21 protein-coding genes are annotated in these 24,643 nt (G+C 70.0%); 15 read left to right on the plus strand and 6 right to left on the minus strand.

Features of this window, described 5'->3' with window-relative positions:
- Nucleotides 1-178: 178 nt before the first annotated feature.
- The 5 genes from ABD286_RS02760 to ABD286_RS02780 all read left to right on the plus strand — a co-directional run bounded on the left by ABD286_RS02760 (nucleotide 179) and on the right by ABD286_RS02780 (nucleotide 6,678).
- Nucleotides 179-1,396, plus strand: coding sequence for a thiolase family protein (locus ABD286_RS02760; protein WP_344190014.1), 1,218 nt, complete (start codon nucleotides 179-181; stop codon nucleotides 1,394-1,396).
- Entirely contained in the window at nucleotides 1,393-3,498 is a 2,106-nt protein-coding gene (locus ABD286_RS02765) for a 3-hydroxyacyl-CoA dehydrogenase NAD-binding domain-containing protein (protein WP_344190016.1), read from the plus strand. The genes ABD286_RS02760 and ABD286_RS02765 overlap by 4 nt, the downstream gene beginning before the upstream one ends.
- 75 nt (nucleotides 3,499-3,573) lie before the next feature.
- The gene (locus ABD286_RS02770) at nucleotides 3,574-3,951 is read left to right on the plus strand and encodes a nuclear transport factor 2 family protein (protein WP_344190018.1); all 378 of its coding nucleotides are present in this window, start codon (nucleotides 3,574-3,576) and stop codon (nucleotides 3,949-3,951) included.
- An 82-nt stretch (nucleotides 3,952-4,033) separates the two neighbouring features.
- On the plus strand, nucleotides 4,034-4,798 hold the full coding sequence (locus ABD286_RS02775) for a 3-hydroxybutyrate dehydrogenase (RefSeq protein WP_344190020.1): 765 nt from the start codon (nucleotides 4,034-4,036) through the stop codon (nucleotides 4,796-4,798).
- Nucleotides 4,799-4,827: 29 nt separating this feature from the next.
- Complete coding sequence (locus ABD286_RS02780) at nucleotides 4,828-6,678, plus strand: helix-turn-helix domain-containing protein (RefSeq protein ID WP_344190022.1); 1,851 nt, start codon at nucleotides 4,828-4,830, stop codon at nucleotides 6,676-6,678.
- On the opposite strand, the gene dxs is transcribed toward ABD286_RS02780, so the two are convergent.
- Together dxs and ABD286_RS02790 are read right to left on the minus strand one after the other, a co-directional pair.
- On the minus strand, nucleotides 6,632-8,500 hold the full coding sequence (dxs, locus tag ABD286_RS02785) for a 1-deoxy-D-xylulose-5-phosphate synthase (protein WP_344190024.1): 1,869 nt from the start codon (nucleotides 8,498-8,500) through the stop codon (nucleotides 6,632-6,634). The genes ABD286_RS02780 and dxs overlap by 47 nt on opposite strands.
- Nucleotides 8,501-8,601: 101 nt before the next feature.
- On the minus strand, nucleotides 8,602-10,713 hold the full coding sequence (locus tag ABD286_RS02790; protein WP_344190026.1) for an amylo-alpha-1,6-glucosidase: 2,112 nt from the start codon (nucleotides 10,711-10,713) through the stop codon (nucleotides 8,602-8,604).
- Between the two features lie 203 nt (nucleotides 10,714-10,916).
- Here ABD286_RS02790 and ABD286_RS02795 point away from each other — a divergent pair, with 203 nt between their 5' ends.
- The 6 genes from ABD286_RS02795 to ABD286_RS02820 all read left to right on the plus strand — a co-directional run bounded on the left by ABD286_RS02795 (nucleotide 10,917) and on the right by ABD286_RS02820 (nucleotide 17,100).
- Nucleotides 10,917-12,020, plus strand: a complete 1,104-nt coding sequence (locus ABD286_RS02795) for a LacI family DNA-binding transcriptional regulator (RefSeq protein ID WP_344190028.1) — start codon at nucleotides 10,917-10,919, stop codon at nucleotides 12,018-12,020.
- Nucleotides 12,017-13,276, plus strand: a complete 1,260-nt coding sequence (locus tag ABD286_RS02800; RefSeq protein ID WP_344190030.1) for a sugar ABC transporter substrate-binding protein — start codon at nucleotides 12,017-12,019, stop codon at nucleotides 13,274-13,276. The genes ABD286_RS02795 and ABD286_RS02800 overlap by 4 nt, the downstream gene beginning before the upstream one ends.
- A gap of 157 nt (nucleotides 13,277-13,433) precedes the next feature.
- Nucleotides 13,434-14,600, plus strand: coding sequence for a carbohydrate ABC transporter permease (locus tag ABD286_RS02805; RefSeq protein ID WP_344190032.1), 1,167 nt, complete (start codon nucleotides 13,434-13,436; stop codon nucleotides 14,598-14,600).
- Nucleotides 14,597-15,502, plus strand: coding sequence for a carbohydrate ABC transporter permease (locus tag ABD286_RS02810; RefSeq protein ID WP_344190034.1), 906 nt, complete (start codon nucleotides 14,597-14,599; stop codon nucleotides 15,500-15,502). The genes ABD286_RS02805 and ABD286_RS02810 overlap by 4 nt, the downstream gene beginning before the upstream one ends.
- Before the next feature lie 124 nt (nucleotides 15,503-15,626).
- Nucleotides 15,627-16,259, plus strand: a complete 633-nt coding sequence (locus tag ABD286_RS02815) for a DinB family protein (protein ID WP_344190036.1) — start codon at nucleotides 15,627-15,629, stop codon at nucleotides 16,257-16,259.
- Nucleotides 16,260-16,278: 19 nt separating this feature from the next.
- On the plus strand, nucleotides 16,279-17,100 hold the full coding sequence (locus ABD286_RS02820) for an arylamine N-acetyltransferase family protein (RefSeq protein WP_344190038.1): 822 nt from the start codon (nucleotides 16,279-16,281) through the stop codon (nucleotides 17,098-17,100).
- Between the two features lie 40 nt (nucleotides 17,101-17,140).
- Here the strand turns inward: ABD286_RS02820 and ABD286_RS02825 are convergent, their stop codons facing one another.
- From ABD286_RS02825 to ABD286_RS02835, 3 genes are all read right to left on the minus strand, one after another.
- On the minus strand, nucleotides 17,141-17,569 hold the full coding sequence (locus ABD286_RS02825) for a PH domain-containing protein (protein ID WP_344190040.1): 429 nt from the start codon (nucleotides 17,567-17,569) through the stop codon (nucleotides 17,141-17,143).
- Between the two features lie 66 nt (nucleotides 17,570-17,635).
- Nucleotides 17,636-18,589: an NAD(+)--rifampin ADP-ribosyltransferase gene (gene arr, locus ABD286_RS02830; protein WP_344190042.1), complete on the minus strand. Its 954-nt coding sequence runs from the start codon at nucleotides 18,587-18,589 to the stop codon at nucleotides 17,636-17,638.
- A 9-nt stretch (nucleotides 18,590-18,598) separates the two neighbouring features.
- Nucleotides 18,599-18,934, minus strand: a complete 336-nt coding sequence (locus ABD286_RS02835; RefSeq protein ID WP_344190044.1) for an antibiotic biosynthesis monooxygenase family protein — start codon at nucleotides 18,932-18,934, stop codon at nucleotides 18,599-18,601.
- Between the two features lie 104 nt (nucleotides 18,935-19,038).
- On the opposite strand from ABD286_RS02835, the gene ABD286_RS02840 reads away from it, so the two are divergent.
- Complete coding sequence (locus ABD286_RS02840; RefSeq protein WP_344190046.1) at nucleotides 19,039-19,416, plus strand: DUF3253 domain-containing protein; 378 nt, start codon at nucleotides 19,039-19,041, stop codon at nucleotides 19,414-19,416.
- A gap of 56 nt (nucleotides 19,417-19,472) precedes the next feature.
- On the opposite strand, the gene ABD286_RS02845 is transcribed toward ABD286_RS02840, so the two are convergent.
- On the minus strand, nucleotides 19,473-20,414 hold the full coding sequence (locus ABD286_RS02845; RefSeq protein WP_344190048.1) for a cold-shock protein: 942 nt from the start codon (nucleotides 20,412-20,414) through the stop codon (nucleotides 19,473-19,475).
- A gap of 486 nt (nucleotides 20,415-20,900) precedes the next feature.
- Here ABD286_RS02845 and ABD286_RS02850 point away from each other — a divergent pair, with 486 nt between their 5' ends.
- The 3 genes from ABD286_RS02850 (at nucleotide 20,901) to ABD286_RS02860 (ending at nucleotide 24,544) form a co-directional block, all read left to right on the plus strand.
- Nucleotides 20,901-21,521 carry a hypothetical protein gene (locus ABD286_RS02850; RefSeq protein ID WP_344190050.1) on the plus strand — a complete coding sequence of 207 codons (621 nt, stop codon included), beginning with the start codon at nucleotides 20,901-20,903 and terminating at the stop codon, nucleotides 21,519-21,521.
- Nucleotides 21,522-21,962: 441 nt separating this feature from the next.
- Nucleotides 21,963-22,430: a hypothetical protein gene (locus tag ABD286_RS02855; RefSeq protein WP_344190052.1), complete on the plus strand. Its 468-nt coding sequence runs from the start codon at nucleotides 21,963-21,965 to the stop codon at nucleotides 22,428-22,430.
- Between the two features lie 1,127 nt (nucleotides 22,431-23,557).
- Nucleotides 23,558-24,544 carry an Abi family protein gene (locus ABD286_RS02860; protein ID WP_344190054.1) on the plus strand — a complete coding sequence of 329 codons (987 nt, stop codon included), beginning with the start codon at nucleotides 23,558-23,560 and terminating at the stop codon, nucleotides 24,542-24,544.
- The last annotated feature ends 99 nt before the right edge of the window (nucleotides 24,545-24,643 follow it).

The raw sequence follows: 24,643 nt of genomic DNA on the forward strand, positions 1-24,643 counted from the left end.
CCGCTCCCGGCAGGGACGGGGTGCCGCGCCATACCGACGTGCACCCGCGGACCGTCGTGACGGCTCTCACTCGCGGGGTCGGGTGACCGTCTTGTTACCGGGAAGTAGCATCGTGGGCAGGTGCATGGACGGACCGTCCGGCACCGCCCACCTGCTCCACCGACCCAGGAGGCCACCCGTGCCCCGCACCCTTCAGGAGGTCGTCTTCGTCGACGGCGTCCGGACGCCGTTCGGCAAGGCCGGGGAGAAGGGCATCTACGCCCAGACCCGCGCCGACGACCTCGTCATCCGTTGCATCCGTGAGCTCATGCGCCGCCACCCCGAGCTGCCGCCGGAGCGCGTCGAAGAGGTCGCCATCGCGGCGACCACCCAGATCGGCGACCAGGGCCTGACCCTCGGCCGCATGGCCGCCCTCCTGTCCGGTCTCCCCAAGACGACGCCGGGCTACTCCATCGACCGCATGTGCGCCGGCGCGATGACCGCCGTGACCGCCACCGCGAGCTCGATCGCGTTCGGCTCCATCGACATCGCCATCGCCGGCGGGGTCGAGCACATGGGCCGCCACCCCATGGGTGAGGGAGTCGACCCCAACCCGCGCATCGTCGCCGAGAAGCTCGTCGACCCCAGCGCGCTCGTCATGGGCTCGACCGCCGAGAACCTGCACGACCGCTACCCGACGCTGACCAAGGAGCGCTCCGACGCCTACGCCGTCGCCTCCCAGGAGAAGCTCGCCAAGGCGTACGCCAACGGTCAGGTCCAGCCCGACCTCGTGCCCGTCGCCACCCGTCACCAGGACCTCGGCTACGGTCTGGCCATCCAGGACGAGCCGCCGCGCCCCGGCACCTCCCTGGAGAGCCTCGCCGAGCTGAAGACGCCGTTCCGCCCGCACGGCAACGTCACCGCCGGCAACTCGGCCGGCCTCAACGACGGCGCGACCGCGTGCATCCTCGCCTCCGAGGCTGCGGCCCAGGAGCTCGGTCTGCCGATCCGTATGCGGCTCGTGGACTTCGCCTTCGTCGGCGTCGAGCCCGAGGTCATGGGCATCGGACCGGTGCCGGCTGCCGAGAAGGCGCTCGGCAAGGCCGGGCTGTCGATCGAGGACATCGGCCTGTTCGAGCTCAACGAGGCGTTCGCGGTGCAGGTGCTCGCGTTCCTCGAGCACTTCGACATCGCCGACGACGACCCGCGCGTCAACCAGTACGGCGGCGCCATCGCCACCGGTCACCCGCTCGCCTCGTCGGGCGTGCGCCTGATGACGCAGCTCGCCCGCCAGTTCGAGGAGCACCCGGAGGTCCGCTACGGCATGACCGCCATGTGCATCGGCATCGGCATGGGTGGAGCCGTCATCTGGGAGAACCCCCACCACGCTGACTACGGCAAGGAGGTCGCCGCATGAGCGACCAGCAGACGTTCGACGAGGTCGTGACCCACACCCCGGTCCGCGACATCACCCTCCCCGGCGACGCCGGCGTCCTCGCTCTCGTCACGCTCGACAACGGGTTCGACCACACCAAGCCCAACACGTTCGGGCCGCAGACCATCGCCGGACTGCTCTCGGTGGTCCAGAGCCTGCGCGCCCGCGCCGAGGCCGGCGAGATCCAGGCCGTCGGCATCACCGGCAAGCCGTTCATCTTCGCGGTCGGAGCCGACCTCAAGGCCGTCGCCCAGGCGACCAGCCGCGACCAGGCCCTCGAGGTCGCCCGGGCCGGCCACGCCGCGTTCGGGGCGATCATGGACCTGCCGGTCCCGACGTTCGCGTTCGTCAACGGTGCGGCGATGGGTGGTGGCGTGGAGATCGCCCTGTCCGCCGACTACCGCAGCATCTCCGCGGGCGTGCCCGCGATCGCGCTGCCCGAGACGTTCCTGGGCCTCGTCCCGGGGTGGGGCGGCTGCTACCTGCTGCCCAACCTCGTCGGACCGGCGAACGCGCTCAAGGTCATCATCGAGAACCCGATGAACACCAACCGGATGCTCAAGGGCCCGCAGGCGTTCGAGCTCGGCATGGCCGACGTGATGTTCGCCCCTGCCGACTTCCTCGAGGAGTCGCTGCTCTGGGCCGCGAAGGTCATCACGGGCGAGACGAAGGTCGAGCGTGCCGAGGTGTCCCGGGACGAGGCGGAGTGGTCCGGCGCCATCAAGGCCGCCAAGGGCCTGGTCGACCTCAAGACCGGTGGGAAGTCCCCCGCCCCCTACCGCGCCCTCCAGCTCGTCGCCGAGGCCCGCACCGCGACCCGCGACGAGGCGTTCGCCGCCGAGGACGAGGCACTTGCCGACCTCGTCATGGGTGACGAGCTGCGCGCGGGGCTCTACTCGTTCGACCTCGTCCAGCGTCGGGCCAAGCGCCCGGCCGGGGCGCCCGACAAGGCCCTGGCCCGCAAGGTCACCAAGGTCGGCATCGTCGGCGCCGGTCTCATGGCCAGCCAGCTCGCGCTGCTGTTCGCCCAGCGCCTCGAGGTGCCGGTCGTCATGACCGACCTCGACGAGGAGCGGGTGGGCAAGGGTGTCGGCTACGTCCACGCCGAGGTCGACAAGCTGCTCGGCAAGCGCCGGGTCAACCAGGACAAGGCCAACCGCATCAAGGGCCTCGTGACCGGGTCGACGAGCAAGGACGGTTTCGCCGACGCCGACTTCGTCATCGAGGCCGTGTTCGAGGAGATGTCGGTCAAGAAGCAGGTCTGGGCCGAGGTCGAGGCGGTCGTGTCGGGCGAGTGCGTCCTCGCGACCAACACCAGCTCGCTGTCCATCACGGAGATGGCGTCCGAGCTGCAGCACCCCGAGCGGGTCGTGGGCTTCCACTTCTTCAACCCGGTCGCCGTCATGCCGCTGCTGGAGATCATCAAGGGAGAGCAGACCGACGACGCCACCCTCGCCACGGCCTTCGCCACCGGCAAGACGTTGAAGAAGACCACGATCCTCGTCAAGGACTCGCCGTCGTTCATCGTCAACCGGCTCCTCGGCCGCTTCATGGGCGAGGTCGCCAAGGTCGTCGACGAGGGCACCCCTATCGAGGTGGCCGACCGTGCGTTCGCCGGCCTCGCGCCGATGCCGCCGTTCATCCTGCTCGGCCTCGTCGGACCGGCCATCGCGTTGCACAACAACGAGACCCTGGCCAGGGCGTTCCCCGACCGCTTCTACGTCTCGGAGAACCTGCGCAAGGTCGTCGCCGCGAAGAAGTCGGCCATCTACACCTGGCCCGAGGGCAAGCCGGTCGTCGACCCCGAGGTCGAGGCGCTGTTCGACAAGCCGGCCGACCCCGTGGTGCTGACGACCGAACAGGTGCGCGAGCGCGTCCTCGGCGTCCTGGCCGACGAGGCCCGGCGCATGCTCGACGAGGGTGTCGCCCAGGCCCCGATGGACCTCGACCTCGCGATGATCACCGGCGCCGGGTTCCAGTTCTGGAACGGTGGCCTCACGCCGCTGCTCGACCGCGAGGGCGTCTCGGAGAAGGTCACCGGCAGGCGCTTCCTGCCCGCCGGGGTGGCGAGCGTCCCCGCGTAGTCCGCACGCGCCATACGCGACGACGCCCCGACGAGCACCTTGTCGGGGCGTCGTCGTCGGAGGACCATGCCTGCCATGACCACGACCGGTGACACGTTCGTCAACGCGCTGGCGGCCAAGGACGAGGACGGGCTGCGGGCGCTGCTCACCGAGGACGTCGACTTCCGCGGGCTCACCCCCGACCAGGCGTGGCAGGGCACCGGCCACGACGCGGTGCTGGAGGTGCTGCTGGGCCGGTGGTTCGAGCCCCACGACGAGATCGTCGAGGTGCGCGAGGTCGCCGTCGACACGGTGGGCGACCGGGACCGGGTGACCTACCGGCTGGGGCTGAGCTGCCACGGCGAACCCCGCGTGACCGAGCAGCACGCGGTGTTCGAGACCGACGGCGAGGGCCGGATCGGCTGGTTGCGGATCATGTGCTCGGGTTTCCGTCCTGATGCCTCTGGCGCGTGACCCGTCCCACCACACAGAACCACCCTCAACTGTGGCTCGTCGCCACATGCTCGGCCCACCCCCGCGGTCCTAGTCTCGCGGCATGCCGACGACGCCTGCGCTGCTCGACCTGACCGGACGCACCGCTCTCGTGACCGGTGCGGCGAGCGGGATCGGCGCCTCCTGCGTCGAGCGGCTCGTGGCCGCCGGCGCCAGGGTGCACGCGGCGGACCGCGACAAGGAGGGCCTCGACCGGTTCTCCTCCCTCGCCGGGGTCGAGCTGCTGCCGACCGACCTGTCCGACCTGGCCGCCGTGGACCAGCTGCCTGGCGATGTCGACATCCTGGTCAACAACGCCGGCATCCAGCACGTGAGCCCGATCCACGAGTTCCCCGTCGAGACCTGGGACCTGATCATCCGGCTCATGCTCACCTCGCCGTTCCGCCTCACGCGCCGCGTGCTCCCCCACATGTACGCGCAGGGGTTCGGGCGCATCATCAACGTCTCCAGCGTCCACGGCCTGCGGGCGAGCGCCTTCAAGGCGGCCTACGTCTCGGCCAAGCACGGCCTCGAGGGCCTGTCGAAGGTCACCGCCCTCGAGGGTGCCGAGCACGGGGTGACGAGCAACTGCGTCAACCCCGCCTACGTCCGCACCCCGCTGGTGGAGAAGCAGATCGCCGACCAGGCCAAGACGCACGGCATCACCGAGGACGAGGTCGTCGCCAAGATCATGCTCGAGCCGGTGGCCGTCAAGCGGCTCGTGGAGGCCGACGAGGTCGCCGAGCTGGTGGCGTTCCTCTGCGGCCCCTCGGCCGCATCCGTGTCGGGTTCGTCCTTCGCGATGGACGGTGGCTGGACGGCCCACTGACGGCACCAGCCGCCATAGGATCCGACTCGATGGACGCCCACGACGACTCAGCGATGACCCTCCTGCGCCTGCTGGCCGAGGGTGCTCCCGCGTCGGAGCTCGGTGGCGTCCGGGACCCCGGGGGCGAGGCCCGCGAGCTGGCGCTGCGGGTGCGTGCCGCGTTCGACTCGCGTCGGCGCCGCGAGGCCGAGCTCACCGCCCTCGTCGAGACCGCCCGCGACCTCGCCGCCCTGCGCGACCCCAGCGGGATCCTCGAGGCCATCGTCCGCCGCGCCCGGACCCTCATCGGCACCGACGTCGCCTACCTCACGCTGTACGACCCCGAGGCCGGCGACACCTTCATGCGGGCCACCGACGGCTCGGTGTCCGTGGAGTTCCAGACGGTGCGGCTCTCCCTCGGCGACGGGCTCGGCGGGCTGGTGGCCTCGACCCACAAGCCGTACTGGAGCGCGGACTACCTCAACGACCACCGGTTCCAGCACACGGGGACCATCGACAGCGCGGTCGGCGACGAGGGCCTGGTGTCCATCTGCGGGACTCCCCTGACCGTCGAGGACGAGTTCGTCGGGGTGCTGTTCGCGGCCAACCGCTCACCCCGGCCGTTCTCCCCCGACCAGGTCGCCCTCCTCGGGTCGCTGGCCGCCCTGGCCGCCGTCTCGATCGTCCAGACCCGCAGCGCCGACGAGGTCCGGCGCCACACCGCCGGTGTGGAGCGGGCCGCCGCTGCTCACGACCGCTTCGCCGAGCTCGTCCTGGCCGGTGGCGGGGTCGACGACATCACCAAGGCCCTCGGCGACCTGCTGGGTGGCTGGGTGGTGCTGCTCGGCTCCGAGGGTGAGTGCCTGAGCACCCACGGCGACGCACCCTCGACCGACGACGCCCGCGCCGGCTCGCTCACCGACTCGGCCGTCGTCCGGATGACCCAGGCGTCCGGGCGGCTCGCCCACGACCCGGCCGGCGACCGGTGGGCCATCGGCGTCAAGGCACCGCAGACCCCCCTCGGCGTGCTGGTCCTGGGCGGTGTGGGGGTCCTCGACGACGCCGACCGGCGCACCGTCGAGCGCGCCTCGGTCGTGTCTGCCCTGGTCCTGCTCTTCGAGCGCACCGCCGCCGAGGCCGAGCAGCGCGTGCGCACCGACCTCGTGACCGACCTCGTCAGCGGCCGCGGCGACCCGCAGGCCCTGGCGTCCCGCGCGCGCGGCGAGGGCGTGGACCCCTCGGTCCCCCACGCCGTGCTCGTGGCAGACGCGGACGACACGGTGCCGCGCCGCACCCTGCTGCTCGCCGCCCACGCCGCCGCCGGTCCCGACTCGGTCGTCGGCGAGCACGACGGACGTGTCGTGGCCCTCGTGCCCTCCGACGACGCCCACCAGTCCGCCGGTGAGCTCGCCCGTCGCCTGGGGCGACTGGGCCGGGTCAGCGTCGGAGCCGCCGGACCGGTCAGCCTCGCCGACGACGTGCCCGCCACCTGGGCCGAGGCGGTGCGGACCGTGCAGGCGCTGGAGTCCCTCGGGCTCGGCGGCACCGGAGCGAGCTCGGCCCACCTCGGCTTCGCCGGTCTCGTCGTGGGCTCGGCCCCCGACGTCGACGGGTACGTCACCGACCACCTCGGCCCGCTGCTCGACTACGACGCCAAGCGTGGGTCCGAGCTGGTCAAGACGCTCCAGGCCTACTTCGACGCCGGTGGCAGCCCGCGGCACGCCGCGACGCAGCTGCACGTGCACGTCAACACCGTCAGCCAGCGCCTCGAACGCATCGCGGCACTGCTCGGACCGCACTGGCAGCAGCCGGATCCCGCCCTGGAGCTGCAGCTGGCGCTGCGGCTGCGGCGGCTCAGTGCAGGCGCGTCGCCAGCGACGTCGCCACCGCGTCGGCGGTGAGCCCCAGCTCGTCGAGGAGCTGACCGCGCGAGGCGTGGTCCAGGAACGACTTCGGTATGCCGTGCAGGTGCACCGGCTGCTCGAGCCCCGCCGCGCGGAGGGCGACCGTGACGGCCACCCCCACGCCGCTCGTGACGAGGTTGTCCTCGACGACCGCGACGGCACCGGCGTAGCGCGCCAGCTCGACCAGGTCGTCGCTCACGGGCAGCACCCAGCGCGGGTCGACGGCAGTGACCCGCAGGCCCTGGGCCTCGAGCTTCTGCGCCACCTCGACCGACAGGGCGGCGAACGCCCCGACACCGACGACGAGCACGTCGCAGCCGTCCGTCGAGGTCTCGTGCAGGACGTCGAGCGCACCCACCTGGCGCACCGCCGGCACCGGCTCCCCCACGTCGCCCTTCGGGAACCGGATCACGGTCGGGGCGTCGGCCACGTCCACGGCCTCGCGCAGCTGCATACGGACCTGCTGTCCGTCGCGCGGGGCGGCGAGGCGCAGGCCGGGCACGATGGAGGCGATCGCCATGTCCCACATGCCGTTGTGCGACGCACCGTCGCTACCGGTGACCCCGGCGCGGTCGAGGACGAACGTGACCCCGGCGTGGTGCAGCGCCGCGTCCATAAGCAGCTGGTCGAACGCCCGGTTGAGGAACGTCGCGTAGACCGCCACCACGGGGTGCAGCCCGGCGAACGCGAGCCCGCTCGCCATGGTCGTCGCGTGCTGCTCGGCGATGCCGACGTCGAAGACGCGGTCGGGGTAGGCCGCGGCGAACCCGTCCAGGCCCACGGGGATGAGCATGGCCGCGGTGAGCGCGACGAGGTCGGGCCGCTCGGCACCGAGGGCCACCATCTCGTCGTTGAACTCGTCGGTCCAGATGCGGCCGCTGACCTCGAACGGCAGCCCCGTCTCGGGGTTGAACTTGCCGACGCCGTGGAACTGGTCGGCGTCGTCGTTGATGGCCGGGTCGTAGCCGCGGCCCTTCTGCGTGATCACGTGGACGAGCACGGGGCCGCCGAAGGCGCGCGCCCGGCGCAGCGCCGCCTCGACCGCGGGCTCGTCGTGCCCGTCGATGGGGCCGAGGTACTTCAGGCCGAGGTCCTCGAACATCCCCTGCGGGGCGACGATGTCCTTGATGCCCTTCTTCATGCCGTGCAACGTCTCGTACATCGCGCCGCCCACGACGGGGGTGCGGTGCAGCGTGTTCTTGCCCCAGTCGAGGAAACGCTCGTACCCGCGCGTCGTGCGCAGCGTGGCGAGGTGCTCGGCGAGGCCCCCGATGGTCGGGGCGTAGGAGCGCTCGTTGTCGTTGACGATGATGGTCAGCGGCAGGTCCTTGTCGGCGGCGATGTTGTTGATCGCCTCCCACGCCATGCCTCCGGTGAGTGCCCCGTCACCGATCACCGCGACCGTATGGCGCCCACGCTCGCCCTTGAGGCGGCGCGCCTTGGCGATGCCGTCGGCCCAGGACAGGGCCGTCGAGGCGTGCGAGTTCTCGACGACGTCGTGCTCGGACTCGGCGCGGCTCGGGTAGCCGGAGAGCCCTCCCTGCTTCTTGAGCTTGCTGAAGTCGTGGCGGCCGGTGAGCAGCTTGTGGACGTAGGACTGGTGACCGGTGTCGAAGACGATCGTGTCGCGGGGGCTGTCGAAGACCCGGTGCAGCGCGATGGTCAGCTCGACGACGCCGAGGTTCGGCCCGAGGTGCCCGCCGGTCTTGGACACCGACTCCACGAGGAACGAGCGGATCTCCTCGGCGAGCTCGGTGACCTCGGGCGCAGGCAGCGCCTTGAGGTCGGCGGGGCTCTTGATCGTCTCGAGCAGTCCCACGCGGGGCCGTCCTTTCACGCAGTCGGTTCGCCCGGTCCACCGTCCGAGGTCCATGGGACGGGTCACCGCATCGGGCAAGCGACTGAGTCTAAGCGGTGGCGCTAGGCCCTGCCGCCACGCACCCTGACCTCGATGCTTTGGGGCACCCCGGTCACGTCGACCTGTCCGTCCCGGTCAACGCTCACGGTGACCGTGGCGTCCCCGACCCGAAGGCCCTCGACGCGCAGCGCCCCGAACGGCGCCGGGACGACGGGGTCGATGTCGATGGTCCCGGCCGGGACGTCGGCCCGCAGCCCGAGGGCCACCGTGACCAGCGCGCCGGCGGACGCCGCGGACCACGCCTGCGGACGGCAGGAGGCCGGGTAGGGCGAGGGCCGCCCCATCATGGGCAGGCCCGAGTAGAGCTCGGGCCAGCGGTAGTCGAAGGCCTCGGCGGAGGCGACGAGCGACTTGGCGACGAGGGCGCTCTCGGCCCGATGTCCTTCTCGCGCCAGGCCCAGCGCCGCGATGGCGGTGTCATGGGTCCAGATCGACCCGGTGTGGTAGCCGATGGGGTTGAACCCGCCGTTCCCGCTGCCCATGGTCCGGATGCCGAACTCGTCGAGGAGCTCCTCCCCGGTCAGCTGGGCGGCGACCGAGGCGGACTCGGCCTCGGTGAGCACCCCGGTGCCGAGCACGTGGCCCATGTTGGAGCCGAGCCCGTCGACAGCGTCGCCGTGGCCGTCGAGCGCGATGGCGAGGTAGCGCCCGGCGTCGGTCTGCACCCAGAAGCGGTCGGCGATCCGCTCGCGGAGCTCCTTGGCCTGGCGTTCCGCGTCGTCGCCGCCGTCCTCGCCCAGGGCGCGCAGGAGGCGAGCCGCGCCGGAGAGCGCCTCGACGGCATACGCCTGCGCCTCGACGAGGGCGATGGGGGCGTCGGCGATGCGCCCGTCGCGCCAGCGGATCGAGTCCCCGGAGTCCTTCCACCCCTGGTTTGCCAGGCCGGTGCCCGAGGTGTCGAGGTACTTGAGGAGGCCATCGTCGTCGGGACGCCCGTCGGTGGTGAGCCACTGGAGGGCGGCGCGCAGGTTGGGCAGGAGGGCGCGGACCTCGTCCTCGGCCATCCCCCACTGCCACGCCTCGACGAGCAGCGTCACCCAGAGCGCGGTGGCGTCGACCGTGCCGTAGTAGACCGGCGGGAGTGCCAGCCCGCTCTCGGGATCGAGGTATGCCGTGCGGCGCAGCTCGTGGGGGATCTTGCCCGGCGCCTCGGCGCTGCGGGGGTCGACGACCTTGCCCTGGCGGCGTGCGAGCACCCGCAGCGTGCCGCCGGCGAGGTCGGTGCCGAAGGGCAGCATCATGCGGGCGGCCCAGATCGAGTCGCGGCCGAAAAGCGTGAGGTACCAAGGGGTTCCGGCTGCGGCGAAGACGTCAGCGGCGTCGTCGGGGTCGCGCAGCAGGAGGTGCTGGAGGTCGTCCATCGCGTGCTCCACGAGGTGGCGCAGTCGCGGGTCGTCGGCGACGACCTCGACCGAGTCCCAGGACACGGCGGAGTGGCCGGGGTCGGCGTCGAGGACCGACGCCGCGTCGCGGGTCGCCTCGACCCGCATCGTGGCGACGGTGCTGCCCCCGGGCTCGACCGACATCTCCAGCTCGACCACGGCCCGGTCGTCGGTGACGACGACGGCGGAAGGCGCGGGGTCGAACTCGACCCGGCCGGTGTGCCGCTCGAAGGAGAAGACCAGGGCGTCCCCGTCGCGGGACGGCGCCACGGCGGGGTGGACCACGTGGCCGGCCTTGACCGAGCCGATCGGGGCGCCGTCGCCCGCGAGCTCGACGGCCACCGTGGCGGTGACGGTCTCGCTGGCGCGGGACGTGAGGACCAGGCGCTCGACCATGGCCCCGTCCTCGAGCAGTCGGGTGCGGTGCACCTCCACCGTCGGGTCCGGGCCGGGGTTGCCGAGGTTGCGCGCCGACAGCACGAACTCCGCGCGGGCACCGCTGGCTCCCTGCGCCACGAACGCCGGGGCCTCCCCGTCGATGCGGACGGTCGCGGTGCCGAGCACGCGGACGTCGTCGACGTAGAGCCCGTGCGAGGTCGAGGGCTCGATGTCGCCACAGGTCCCGGACAACGCCGTGGCATTGCCGTTGGCGCAGATGTTGAGCTGGTGGAGCCAGGGCTGGCGCGGCGGGACGGCCGCGTCGGACACCTCCGGCGACTCGTGGTCGGACACCTGTGGGCCTTCTCTCCGTTGACGTCAGGGCAGGTCAGCGAGCTGTGGACCGTGTCGTGGAACGACGTCCCGGGGCTCGGTCGGTTCCGGCGTGCCATCCCATCATGCTCTTGACGACGCCGGGTGCGTAGAGCATGCTCGCTTTTATTGGAACGTTCAAACCCCTTCGGATTTGAACGATCACATCGCAAGGGAGCGAGCCGATGACGGGACTGACGGGTGTCGCCGCGACGCCGTCGACGCGCGCCACCATCGTCGACGTCGCCCGTGCCGCCCAGGTGTCCCGCCAGACCGTGAGCAACGTCCTCAACCGCCCGGACAAGGTCGCCGCCCCCACGCTCGAGCGGGTGCGTGCGGAGATCGCCCGGCTCGGCTTCACCCCCCACGTCACCGCCCAGCAGCTGCGTCGCCGCAAGGCCGCCGCCTTCGGCTTCGAGGTGAACCCCTCGGGCCACGGGAAGATGGGGCACATCCTCGACGAGTTCCTCGTCCAGCTCACCGTCGCCGCCCCCGACCACGGCTCGCACCTCATGGTGTTCGCCCCGGACGCCGAGGACGTCATCGAGGGATACCGCCAGACGCTGGCGACCGGCCTCGTCGACGGGTTCGTGCTGGCCGACACCCGGCGCGGCGACCCCCGACCGCAGTGGCTCCTCGACCACGACGTCCCTTTCGTGTCCTTCGGCCGCGTGTGGGACCTGCCCGACCTGCACCAGTGGGTCGACGTCGACGGCGGCGCCGGTGTGCGCCAGGGCGTGGCCCACCTCGTCGAGGCCGGCTACGACCGGATCGGCTTCCTCGGCTGGCCGTCGGGCTCCCCCGTCGGTGACGACCGCCGCAGCGGTTGGCTCGCCGGCCTGGCGGACGCCGGACGCAGCGACCCCGACGAGGCCGAGGCCGAGGAGTCCGTCCAGGACCTCGACCAGGCGACCGCCGCCGCCGAGCGGCTGCTCGCCCGCCTCGGTCCCGGCAGCGCCGTCGTGTGCGCCTCGGACATGCTCGCCCTCGGTGCCGTCCGCGCTGCCCGCAACGCCGGGCTGGCCCTGGGCCCGGACGTCGGGGTGGTCGGGTTCGACGACACCGACGTGGCCGAGGCCCTGTCCGTCACCAGCATCCGACAGCCCATCGCCGAGGCGGCCCGCACCGCCTGGCAGATGCTCCTGTCCCCCCGAAGCACCGAACCGGTCCTGCTCACTCCCGAGCTCACGGTTCGTTCCAGCAGCACCCGCACCCCCCACCCACCCCGGACGGCCACCGATCCGGACACCACTGGCACGGCACACGGCCGTCGAAAGGACACACCATGACGCCATACAGGAACCGCCCCACCCGGACCGCCTTCGCGGTCTGCCTGACCGCGGGGGCCCTGGTCCTCGGCGCCTGCTCGGGCGGCGGCGGCTTCGACGAGGGCTCCAGCGCCTCGCCGAGCAGCCAGAGCGGACCCGTGACGCTGAAGTTCATGATCACGTCCAACGGCCCGGCTGACGTCAAGCTCCAGCAGGACACCGTCAAGGCGTGGGAGACCAAGTCCGGCAACAAGGTCGAGATCGTCGCGGCCTCCGACATGAACCAGCAGCTGAGCCAGGGCTTCGCGGCCGGTTCGCCGCCGGACGTCTTCTTCACCGACGCCAACGTGTTCCCGACCTACGCGAAGGCCGGCAACCTGTTCCCCTACGGCGACAAGCTCGCCAACAAGGAGGACTTCTACGAGGGCCTGACCAAGACCTTCACCTACGAGGACAAGCTGTACTGCGCCCCGAAGGACTTCTCCGCACTCGCCCTGATCATCAACACCGACATGTGGAAGGAAGCCGGCCTCACCGAGGCCGACGTCCCGAAGACGTGGGCGGACCTCGAGGCCGTCGCCAAGAAGCTCACCACCGACAAGCACGTCGGCCTCGTCATCGGCGACACCCGTGACCGCGTGGGCGCCTTCATGAAGCAGGCCGGCGGCTGGATCGTCAACGAGGACCAGACCCAGGTCACCGCGGACTCCCCCGAGAACCTCGCGGGCCTCAAGGAGGTCCAGAAGCTCCTCGCGAGCAAGACGACCGCCTTCCCGAAGGGTGTCGACGCAGGATGGGGCGGTGAGGCCTTCGGCAAGGGCTCGACCGCGATGACCATCGAGGGCAACTGGATCAAGGGCGCCCTCAAGGCCGACTTCCCGAACGTCAAGTACATGGCTGCCGAGCTCCCGGAGGGCCCGGCCGGCAAGGGCACGCTGAGCTTCACCCAGTGCTACGGCATCGCCGCGGACAGCAAGAACCAGGCTGCTGCGATCGACCTCGTGAACTACCTCTCGACGGCCGAGCCGTCCCTGGCGCTGGCCAAGGGCCTGGGCGTCATCCCGCCGATCAAGTCCGCCGAGGCCGGCTACAAGGAGGCGTTCCCGGACGACGCGGCGTTCCTCGCCGGCGCCGAGTACGCCCAGGGCCCGGTCACCGTGGCCGGCATGGACCCGGTGCTCAAGGACTTCGACACCCAGCTCGCCGGCCTGCCGGGCGCTGACCCGAAGGGGATGCTCGAGCGCCTCCAGAAGAACGGCGAAGCCGTCCTGAAGTAGCCAGACCCGGTGCCCGCGCGAGGCTCCCCCGTTCCGCGCGGGCACCGTCTCCACCCAGCCGCCGGGCGAGCCCCTGCTCGCCCCGCGGCACCACGGGGCGGGCCGACCGCCTCTCCCGTGGGCACCACGGGGCATCGACGCGACCAAAAGGGGTCCCATGCGACGCGGTACCAACTCGGCCAAGGCCGCCGAGGCACGCTCTGGGTGGTTGTTCATCACCCCGATGATCGTGATCCTCGGACTGTTCCTCGTGTTCCCGATCCTCATCGCCTTCTGGGTGAGCATCAGCGACTGGGCTGGACGCGGCTCTCCCCTGGCGGGGACCGTGAACTTCGTCGGCGCGGACAACTACAAGCAGCTGATCGGCGAGGACTCTCTGGCCCGCAGCGACTTCGCGACCTCGATCCGCAACAACTTCTACTACGTGCTGCTCGTGGTGCCGATCCAGACGGTCCTCGCGCTCGCGCTCGCGCTGCTGCTCAACCAGCGACGGCTCAAGGGCCTGAGCTTCTTCCGCACCGCCTACTACTTCCCCTCCGTGACGAGCTCGGTCGCGATCGCGTCGGTGTTCCTGTTCCTGTTCGCCGGGGCCGGCACCGTCAACGCGTTGCTGTCGTTCGTCGGCATCAAGGGCCCGAACTGGTTCGCCGACCCGCGTGGCATCGGCCACCTCGTCCTCAACGGGATCGGGATCGGCAAGGACGGCCAGGGCCCGGCGTCGATGACGGACAACGGCTTCTTCAGCCTCACCTGGTGGGACTGGGTGTCCGGGCCGTCGATCGCGATGTGCACGATCATCTTCCTGGTCATCTGGGTCTCCGCCGGTGGCTACATGCTCTTGTTCCTCGCCGCCCTCCAGAGCATCCCCGGTGACGTCTACGAGGCTGCGTCGATCGACGGCGCCGGCCCGATCCGCACCAACTGGTCGGTCGTCATCCCGCAGCTCAAGCCGACCCTGTTCACGGTGCTGACCCTGGGGTTGATCGGCACCTGGCAGGTGTTCGACCAGATCTACATCATGTCCAAGGGCAACCCCGGCAAGACGACGCTGACGCCCGCCTTCCTCGCCTACGACAGCTCGATCAACAACGGCGAGTGGGGCCAGGGCACGGCGATGTCCTTCATCCTCTTCGGGATCATCCTCGTGATGACCGGCATCCAGTGGCTGCTGCTGCGAGATCGCGACACCCCGCGGCGCAAGCCGTGGAAGCGAGGGGGTGGCCCCGCCACCCCCGGCCCGGTCAACCCCGGCCCGCAGCGGGCCCTCGGGCAGGCGACGGTCGGCACCACCAGCGCCACCTCGACGACGGGACCGATGTCATGAGCACCCAGACCACGCCCCGCTCCGACGCGGACACCAGCACCGTCGTCAGCGCCTCCCCGCGCAGTGCGCACGCCACGCGTGCCACGGTGCTCAAGGCGCTCGGCTACACGCTGCTGACGGTCTTCGCCCTGCTCTACCTCTACCCGTTCGTCATCCAGGTCGGCACGAGCTTCAAGACCGACCCGGACGCGACGGCGGCGCCGCTGAACCCCTTCCCGTCGACCTTCTCGACCGCCGCCTACAGCGCGCTGTTCGAGCAGGACTTCGCCCTGTGGGCCCGGAACTCGGTCATCGTGACCGTGTTCGTCACCGCGGGTCGGGTCTTCTTCGACAGCCTCGCCGGCTACGCCCTGGCACGGATGAAGTTCCGTGGCCGCGGCCTGGTCACGACCGCGCTGATCGCGACGATGGCGGTCCCGGGCGTCGTCCTGCTCATCCCGAAGTTCTTGGTGCTCAAGCAGATCGGCATCTACGACACGTTCGCCGCGATGATCCTGCCGCTGCTCGCGGATGCGGCCGGCATCTTCATCATGAAGCAGTTCTTCGAGTCGATCCCGGTCAGCCTCGAGGAGGCCGCGCGCCTCGACGGGTGCGGTCCGTTCCGGACGTTCTGGTCGGTGGTCCTGCCGATCGCCAAGCCCGCGCTCATCACCATCACGATCATCTCGTTCCAGTCCTCGTGGAACGAGCTCGGCCACTTCCTGATCTCCCGGCAGTCCCCCGAGCTCAACACCCTGACCACGGGTGTGGCCGGTCTGCTCACCGGGGCGCTCGGTGCCGGCAACCGGTACCCACTCAAGCTGGCGGCAGCAGTCCTCATGACGATCCCGGTCGCGGTGATGTTCTTCATCTTCCAGAAGCGCATCATCTCCGGGTCGCTCGAGGGCGGTGTCAAGGAGTAGGGGGTCGGCCCGGCGGGGCCTCCACAGACGGTGAGCGGGCCGGCGGGGACGTACCCGGCCCGCTCACCTCCCTGCATACGCGCAAGCTCCCGTCGGGGCACCCCGTTGCGGCACAGTGGGAGCCATGACCGACACCCACAAGGACAAGCTCCACCGGTACCTCGTCCGGACGCGCGCGTCGGTGCTGTGGAAGGTCGAGGGACTTTCGGAGTACGACCTGCGGCGCCCGCTCACCGTGACGGGCAGCAACCTGCTCGGGCTGGTCAAGCACCTGGCGATCGTCGAGTCCCGGTACTTCGGTGAGTCGTTCGGCAGGCCGTTCACCCCGCACCTGCCGTGGTGGGACGACGACCAGCCCGCGGACGGCGACCTGTGGGCGACGGCGGACGAGAGCAGCGCCGAGATCCTGTCGACGTACCGTGCGGTGACAGCCCATGCCGACGAGACCATCGCGGCGCTGGACCTCGACTCCCCCGGCAACGTGTCGTGGTGGCCCCGGCCCGAGGTGACGCTGCACTCGGTCCTCGTCCACGTGGTGGTCGAGACCGCGCGGCACGCCGGCCATGCGGACGTCCTGCGCGAACAGCTCGACGGCCGGGTGGGCGACTGGGCACCGGATCCCGCCGAAGCGGTGTCCGCGCCGTCCGAGGAGGACGAGCGTCGTTGGGCCGAGCACCGCGCGAGGGTGGAAGCCGCTGCCCGCGAGGGCGAGAAGGCCGCGGCCGGCGCGTGGTCCGGGCCTGCCGCCAACCGCTGAGCTGCGCTTGACTGGGCCTGTGCCTCACGACGACTGGCACATCGACGCGCTCGACCTCGACGGGTACCTCACGCGTCTGGGGGTCGCTGCCTCGCCGCCCAGCTGGGAGGCGTTGGCGCAGCTGCACGAGGCGCACGTGCGCACCTTCACCTTCGACAACATCGACGTCGTCCTCGGGCAGCACCCCGGTGTCGGGATCGCGGCCGTGCAGGCGAAGTTCGTCGGTCGTGGTCGCGGCGGTTACTGCTTCGAGCACAGCACGATCTTCGCCGCAGCCCTGGAGCGCATGGGGTATGCCGTGCGACGTCACCTTGGCCGGGTCGGCGACCCCGAGGCGGGCACCCAGCAGGGACGCACGCACATGGTCGTCGAGGTCGCTCTCGACGGCGAGCGGCTGCTCTGCGACCCGGAGTTCGGGATGAGCCTGCTGCGCCCCATACCGCTGCGCGACGGGGCCGAGGAGGAGCAGGCGCCCGGGTGGGCCTACCGGGTGCACCGGTCGGACACGGGCTGGGCGTTGTGGCGACGGCGCGACGAGGGCTGGGAGATCATGCACACCACCGATGAGCTCGAGGTGCGCCCGGTCGACGTCGTCATCGGGCACCACTACACGAGCACCTTCCCCGACTCCCACTTCCGCAGCGGCGTGATCATCACGCGGCACCAGCCTGCTCGCCACGTGACGCTCACCCACGAGGTCGTCACCCTCCGCTCCCCCGGCCGACCGACCGAGCACCGACCGCTGCGCCCGGGCGAGTTCGAGGAGTGGCTGACCGAGGTCGAGGTGCCGTTGTCGGACGACGAGCGCAGTCGCCTGGTCGAGCGGGTGTCGATGTCCTGACCTGCTCGATGAGCCTGTCGGTCGACCGGTAGGCAGCGTCTCAGCGGCCCCGGGACCTCTGGGGCAAGCCGTGCGCCAGGGCGTACTCGACGAACTCGGCGTGCAGCGCCCCCGGGACGTCCAGCGCGACCGGCTCACCCTGGGCCGTGACGACGCCGACGACGGCGCCGCGCCGAGCCCGGCCGGGTTCGGCGACTTCAGCGAGCCCTGACCACGGCAACGTGCGCCACCGCAGCCAACGACGAAGCCGCACACCGTCATTCGACACGACCGTGCAGTTCCACCAGCTCAGCACCATCGGGACGGCGAACAGCAACGAGACCACCAGCGCGCCTGCCTCGAGGTCGGTGGCGGCGACGAGGACCACCCCGACGGCGAGGATCGCCGCGGGGAGCACGACCGCGACCCATACGCGTCCGACGAACACGTGCGTGCCCTCGACAGCACCGCTCGAACGATCCCTGACCACGTTTCTCCCCTGTCCCCCAAGAGCCTCCCAGCGTCGGCACGGCCCACACTCTCCCCTGATGAGGACTCAGTCGTCCATGGCCTCGATGCCGAGCTCGTCCAGCTCGCCCATCCGCGACCGCAGCCGTTCGACGAGCGCGGGGTCGGCGGGCGGGTAGTCCGTGACCTCCTCGACGACGCGCAGCGCCTCCGTCGTGCGGTAGGAGCGCGTGGGGTTGCCAGGGAAGCGCTTGTCGGTGACGTTCGGGTCGTCCTCGATGGTGCCGAGCGGTTCGACGCGGTAGACGCGAGGGGGTCCGTCGCCACGGGCGAGCGCGGCAGCGAGCGGGGCGCCCTCGGCCGAGGACGTGATGTAGACGTGCTTCGACGGGCGCTGCGAGCCGTAGTTCGACCGCCAGCCGGGCGTCAGAAGGTCCCCGACCGACACGTCCGCCCTGGTGCCATGGAAGAACGGACCGGGGTCGTCCACGACCCGCGGGACCGGGCGCGGGTCGCGCAGCAGGCTGTCGAGCCGGGCGGTGAGGACAGCGGTGCGGCTGCGGCCCTTCGGTGCCCGCGGGTAGCGCGACAGCACGTCGAGCACCACGGGCGTGGCGCGCTTCGCCGACGCGTCGAGGAGGTACTCGGCCACCACCGGGTCCTCACCGCGCGAGAGCTCCCCAGCGCGCGCCGCATGGACCGCCGCACCGAGGATGTGCCGGAGCTGGGTGTGGTTGGCGAGCGGGTGCAGGTATGCCGCGGCAGCAGCATCGCCCGCGGCCGTCGCTGCGTGCCGGGCGGGCTCGTCGGGGGCGTCCTTCGCCGCGCGGTGGGCGTCCGCCGCCGTCGCGCGCTGCAACCGGGAACGCGGCGCTCCCTCGGCGAAAGCCCTCGCTGCGTCCAGCGCAGCGGACGGGCGTGGGTCGTCCGGCACGGCCTTGGTGAACAGGACGAGCGCCGGCTCGGCGCACGCGGCGGCGTAGGCGGCCACGGCCCGCAGCTCGTCCATCGTCAGCTCGAAGTCTGGCTGGCTCGGCGGCATCGGTCCGGCTCAGTCCTTCGTCGGCGTGGAGCCGCCCGCCACCTCGTAGTTCCAGACCTCGCTGTGGGTCGAGACCGGACGCGGTGCTTCTCCGCCGGCGCGCTCGACGGCCGACCGGTGCCCCTCGGCGAAACCGGGCGAGCTCACCCAGCCCTGGAACGACTCCTCGTCACGCCAGCGGGTGATGACGAGCCACTGCTCCCGGTCATCGGTCGGGCGCAGCAGCTCGAAACCCTCGAAGCCGTCGGCACCGTCGACCGCTCCGGCCCGTGCGGCGAAGCGGTGGGCGAGCTCGTCGCCGGATCCGGCAGGGACGGTGATGGCGTTGATCTTGATGGTGGTCACCCGCCCAGCCTGCCACTGCGCCGCACAGCCCGACCAGCGTTGCCCCCGGCAGGTGCCCGGCCACCGCCCGGGTGCCTGCTCCGCTCCTCGGGCAGACTGGTGACATGGCCCGACCTCCCCTGCCGTCCAAGCCCTGCGCCCGGTGCGGTCGAACCATCACCTGGCGCAAGGCTTGGGCTCGCGACTGGGACTCGGTGCGCTGGTGCTCGGACAGCTGCCGCAAGCACGGCCTGAGCGACGTCGATCGAAAGCTCGAGGCGTCCCTGGAGTCGCTGCTGGACGGGCGGTCGGCCAGCTCGTCGGTGTGCCCGTCGGAGGCGGCGCGCGCCGTCGGTGCGGACGACTGGTCCGACCTGATGGAGCCGGCACGGATGGCCGCCCGACGGCTGGTGGCAGCGGGGCGCGCCGAGATCACCCAGGGCGGACAGGTCGTCGACCCGAGCAAGTTCAAGGGCCCGATCCGGGTACGCCGACCCCGTTGAGGTCGAGGTCGGCGCCCTGACGGGTCAAAGCCTTCGTGCGCGGTGCAGCGTTCCGCTCACACCCTTTCGACGCGGTCGGCCTGCGGTCCTCGATCGCTCTGTCGCACCTGGTACCTGACCCGGTCGCCCTGGTACAGCTCCTCGCCGTCCCGGATCACCGACACGTGCATGAACAGGTCAGCGCCGCCGGCGTCCGGGGTGATGAACCCGAAACCCCGCTCCGCGTCATACCGCGCGACCACACCCTCGCCACCGCGTGCCGGGACGTCGGACGCCCCACGGTGCCCCGACCGGGCGCGGGTCGTCGACGACGCGGGGCCCCGCTGCGCGGAGCTGCGCGCGAGGCGCACACCGCGAGCTTGCGGGCCCTTGTCGCTCATGACGACGTCGTAGGTCACCCGGTCACCCTCGTCCAACCCGAGCAGGCCGTCGGCCAGCTCCCGGACGTGGACGAAGACATCGGGGTCACCCGACTCGGGGGTGATGAACCCGAAACCCTTGTCGCCGTCGTACCAGGACACGGTGCCGTCAGCCCCGTCCGAGGCCACTGCCTGCTGGGCGGCCTGGGCTCCCAGGGGGAGGAGGTGGTCAGCCTGCGGTCCCCTCTCGCCGTCGACGACGAGGAACGCCACCCGCTGCCCCTCCGAGACCACACCGCCGCCCACGATGGCCGAGCTGTGCACGAAGACCTCGGCGCCACCGCCGTCGGGGGTGGCGAAGCCGTAGCCCTTGGCAGGCTCGTACCAGGACACGGTGCCGAGCACGCCCAGCGGTGCATCGGCAGCCTGGTCGGCCGTGACCCTGACGCGCCGCGCCTGCGGCCCACGGTCCCCCTCGCCGATCTCGAACTCGACCACCTGCCCCTCCCGGAGCACCTTCATCGCGTCGTTGCTGACGATCTCGGACGCATGGACGTAGAGGTCGTCTGCCCCCTGCCCGAGGGCGATGAAGCCGAACCCTCGATCTGTGTCGAACCAGCGGACGGTTCCCTCGGTCACGGCTGACTCCTTGTCAAAAACTGCGGTCGGTGTTACCCCAAGTGTCCCCGACGCAGCACGACTCGCGTCACGGCCTCAGGAGATGGTGACAACCGGGGCAAGTCCCCCACGGCGTCATCGACGGCATCCCGACTCGCACGGACAACGGCATTATCCAACGTCTGCGGTAGCCCGACAGGCGGCGGAAAGACGCGGCCCTGCGGCGGTCCGCTTTTTTGGGGTTGTGATTCCCTTGGCCTCACCAACAGATGCGCTACTGGGGGATGATCCGGGAGAAGCGGAACATCAGCTCCGGTCGTTTGAGGTTGCCAGTGTCGAATACGAAACACCTATCCCGCAAGGAGGCGCACGCCGCGACGCTTGGCGCCAATGGGCCGGGGGATGCGTCGGGTGAACCGAACGCGCCTCGACCACCGCCCGGCTACAGTGCAAGATGGATTGTCGACAAGGCAGCAGGGAGTCAATGTGACCGTGGCGGAGAGCCCAGTGGATGCCACCAGCTGGTGGACTACCTGGGGAGCCACATGGGTCCAGACACTAGGCGCCCTCATCGCCGCCCTCATCGCGGTCGCATGGACCGTGCACGTCCAGCGAAAGGAGGGCTTCAAGCAGCGTCAAATCACAGCCGCGTCGGACGTGATCATCAACTCTTTCCACGTGGTGCGCTACTGCCACCGCAACGCCGACCTAATGCGCGACTATGACTCTAAGTTCGACACCAGCCTACGAGCGTGGAGCATCGACCTACTTCACCAGGACGGAAGGCGCATCCTGCCTCAGCTTCGAAAGGAAGGCCGGGCGTTCGTGCAGGAAGCGCTGCAATGGAGAGTGCGACTGCAGAAGGATGCCTTGAGAATCGCGGCAGACATGGAGGACGGACGCGGTGACCTTCACCTGATACACCGAGGCCCTGAACTGGACGAGCTGCGGAACCATGCGCGAACGTTCGCCAACTTTGTGACGGCATGGTCGGCCGAGCCGTGGTGGTGGCGTCGGAGGCGATTGGTCGTAGCGATGACGAAGGCGCGGACTGGCTGGTGGGGCAACGACGACCTCGGAACTTTCCTGAATCACGACTGGCCTACCGGCGGTAAGCCGGGGGCCTAGAGACTTCAATGCCGGCCGGCATCGAAGCCTGCGAGCCTCTTAACGCGCGGTGCCAGCGGGCCAAGGGTCTGAAACAACTCGCCCAATCGGACACTGCAACAGCGTCCAGCTCGCGGCGGTAAGACGTGCCGCAAGACCTGCGTCCGAGCCGACGTTCCGTCAGGGCGTGGCCTGGCCCTAATAGGACCGGCGGCTGCGCCAGCGCCCAAGAACTGAGCATCAAGTTAGAGCCGGGTGTCGTCACGCTGCGAGGAGCATTAAGAACTGAGCCAGTTACTCGCCGGTTCTGCTGCCTTTGCCGAAAGCGAGACAGTCCCACGTTGGCAGCGACCGGCGTCGCCAAGACGTGAAACCATCGGCGACCGCGGGCATAACCCGAGATGACCGCTTCGTCACCTAGGGTTTGCCCCAACGTCGCACCGAACGCGGCACTGTTGAAGGGTGGGGGACGTGCAAAGCCGACGGGGTGTTTTCGCGGTGCTGCTAGTGGGGCTGATGGGTGCATGCGGAGAAGGCGCGGAAGATCAGGACGTGAACGCAGGTAGCCAAGACAAGTCGCCGACGGTGAGCCGGTCGACTGGAGTCGACACGGCGGCGTGGATCCGAGAGCTAGCTATTGCCGGCGTCACTGACCTAGATATGTCCAAGGTTGAGGCGCTCACAAGGGACATGTGCGATGACAGCCAAGAGGAGCTGACGACGTTCGCCAGCCTGCAGAAGGACGCAGGAGAACCAATGGATGTGCTGCGGATCAACTTCCGCTTTGTCTGTCCCGACCAGGTGGACAAGCTGCAGGCCGCTGAAGCCCAACTCGAGAACGCAACAGACTCCGTGCAGGAGGCGTGTGACATGGAACCAACTGCCCGCACACAGGACCAACAGCAGCTCGCTGAACTCATGGGTTGTTAGGGACTTAAAGAATTGCTAACGCCCTACAGCACCTCGGCGGCAGCCGAATAGCAGATCCCGAACCTGCGACCCACCCAGTCCCGTCGACTTACTACCTCGGCAAGGCACACGACACCAACCGCGGCGATGCTGCTGCTCTTCGATCGAATGCCGTCAGGGACTCGACCTCAGGCTCGGACACGCGGCCATCCCGCCGCCCTCCGCGTCATGCGTCAAGGACGCCCAGCGCTACGACAGACTCCTGAGAAGGACCTTTCGACGTCAGGGTCGACCGCGTTGACGACGGCGTCACAACTGGGCGTCCAGGATCCGAGCCCATGAGTCGACCCGCGACAAAATGTGTAACGGCGCGAAAGAGCGAAGGCAGCGGTAAGACGCATCGTGGCATATCGCGGTCATCGAGGCCCTGGGCTGCGGCAGACTATGACCGAGCCCTTCGAGTCAATTGTCGTCAATCGCCAGGCGGCCACGCGTCGACTCGGCCACGCTCGTTTCGACGGGATCTTGGGAGGTCGGAATGTCGGACGAGAGTGCAAGGCGGCTCCCCAAGCAGGGGAAGACAGCTGAAACGGACGTGTGGAAGTTGTTGGAGCAGGCCGAAGCCGCGATCGGCGCAAGGGACGAGCCGACTGCCGCCTACCTAGTGCTCGTGATTCGCCGTCTACTGCCCAGTCACTCCGCGGCCACGCGAAACGACATTGTCGACCGACTGGAGAACTCGGGTCTTGCGGCGCTGGATCGTCGTGCGACGGAGGCGATGGATCGCACCCTCCAAGTGGCAGCCAAGAGTGCGCCCAGCCCCTATGCGCGGACCCGACGCTATGTCCCTTGGTGGCTGTCCAATCGTCGGTCCTGGGAGCCACCCGCGGGCTCGCCCGGTCTAGGCAAGCGCCGTTGACGGAAGGTTCAGCAAACCTGCGCCGCCAGGCTCATCTCGGAGGAACCCCTGCGTCGGCGAAATACACGCGGCGATATGACGCGCGCCCGGCGGGCGCGTGTGGACGCGACTTGTACGAGCCAGCGGCCATGCCCTGCGACTCGTGCTACTGTCTCCTTACTACATCCCCCACGCCTCTCCACGATGCGCACTTGGGGGATTTTTTTGCCCGGGAGTGGAGGAGCCCTTGGTGCCTCAGTCGATGCGGCCACGCGGCTCGCTCAGCTTCAACAAGCCGCCGCTGACCCTCGACCAGCTGGCGGACCGTCTCATTGGACGCGGGCTCGAGGTGCCCGACCGCGAACGCGCCGATCGGTATCTCCGCCACATCGGCTACTACCGACTCTCCCCTTATGCCATCCCATTCCAGCAGGGCGGCCCGGACCACGCGCTGCGAGAGGGCACCTCATTCGACGACCTGCTCGACCTCTACGTCTTCGACCGCGCGCTCCGCTCGATCGTCATGGACGCCATCGAGCGTGCGGAGGTTGCCGTTCGCGCCGCGCTGACGGACCACATGTCGACGACGTACGACGACCCGTTTTGGTACGTGGCGTCCACGCACTTCCGCGACTCCGGCAAGCACGCCCGGTTTGTGAGGATCGTTAGGGACACGTGCGAGGCGCGGCTGCGCGGCACCCCCGACGCCGGCGACGACGGGCTGGTTCACCGCTCGGCACTCGAGCACTATCTGACTACCTACGGGTCCCCCGAACTTCCTCCGTCGTGGCTCATGGGCGAAATGCTGACCATCGGTCAGCTCGCCAGCATGTATCGAAACCTGAAGCAGCGCGCCGACAGGACCGCGGTCGCCAGTAGTGTCGGACTGAATGCTCCCGTCCTCGAGTCGTGGCTGACTACATATGTCCGCGTGCGCAATATATGCGCCCACCATGGCCGGCTGTGGAATGTCGGTCTGGGCGTATACCCGGCGATCCCTACCTCGCCGACGGTGCCGTGGCTCGCTGGTACCGGCTCGCTGCCGGACCGGTCGAAAAAGCGGCTCTACCCCGTCCTCATTTCGCTCCAGTCTGTCCTCTACACCGTCTCGCCGCGCAGCAGCTGGGCCCGCCGCCTTCACGACCTACTGGACTCCAGGCCCTCGATGAACCTACGCGGCATGGGCATCCCCGAAGAGTGGGTCGAAGACCAGTTCTGGAGCAAGCTTCTCCCGTAAAAACGCTCTCCGGCGCCCCTACTCCGGCACGCGGCGGTAAGACGGCAGCTCCTTTAAGGCAGCTCAAATGCTCGATGACTATCGCGGCGAAGTGTGGAA

Source organism: Pedococcus aerophilus, assembly GCF_039532215.1.
GTDB classification, from domain to species: domain Bacteria; phylum Actinomycetota; class Actinomycetes; order Actinomycetales; family Dermatophilaceae; genus Pedococcus; species Pedococcus aerophilus.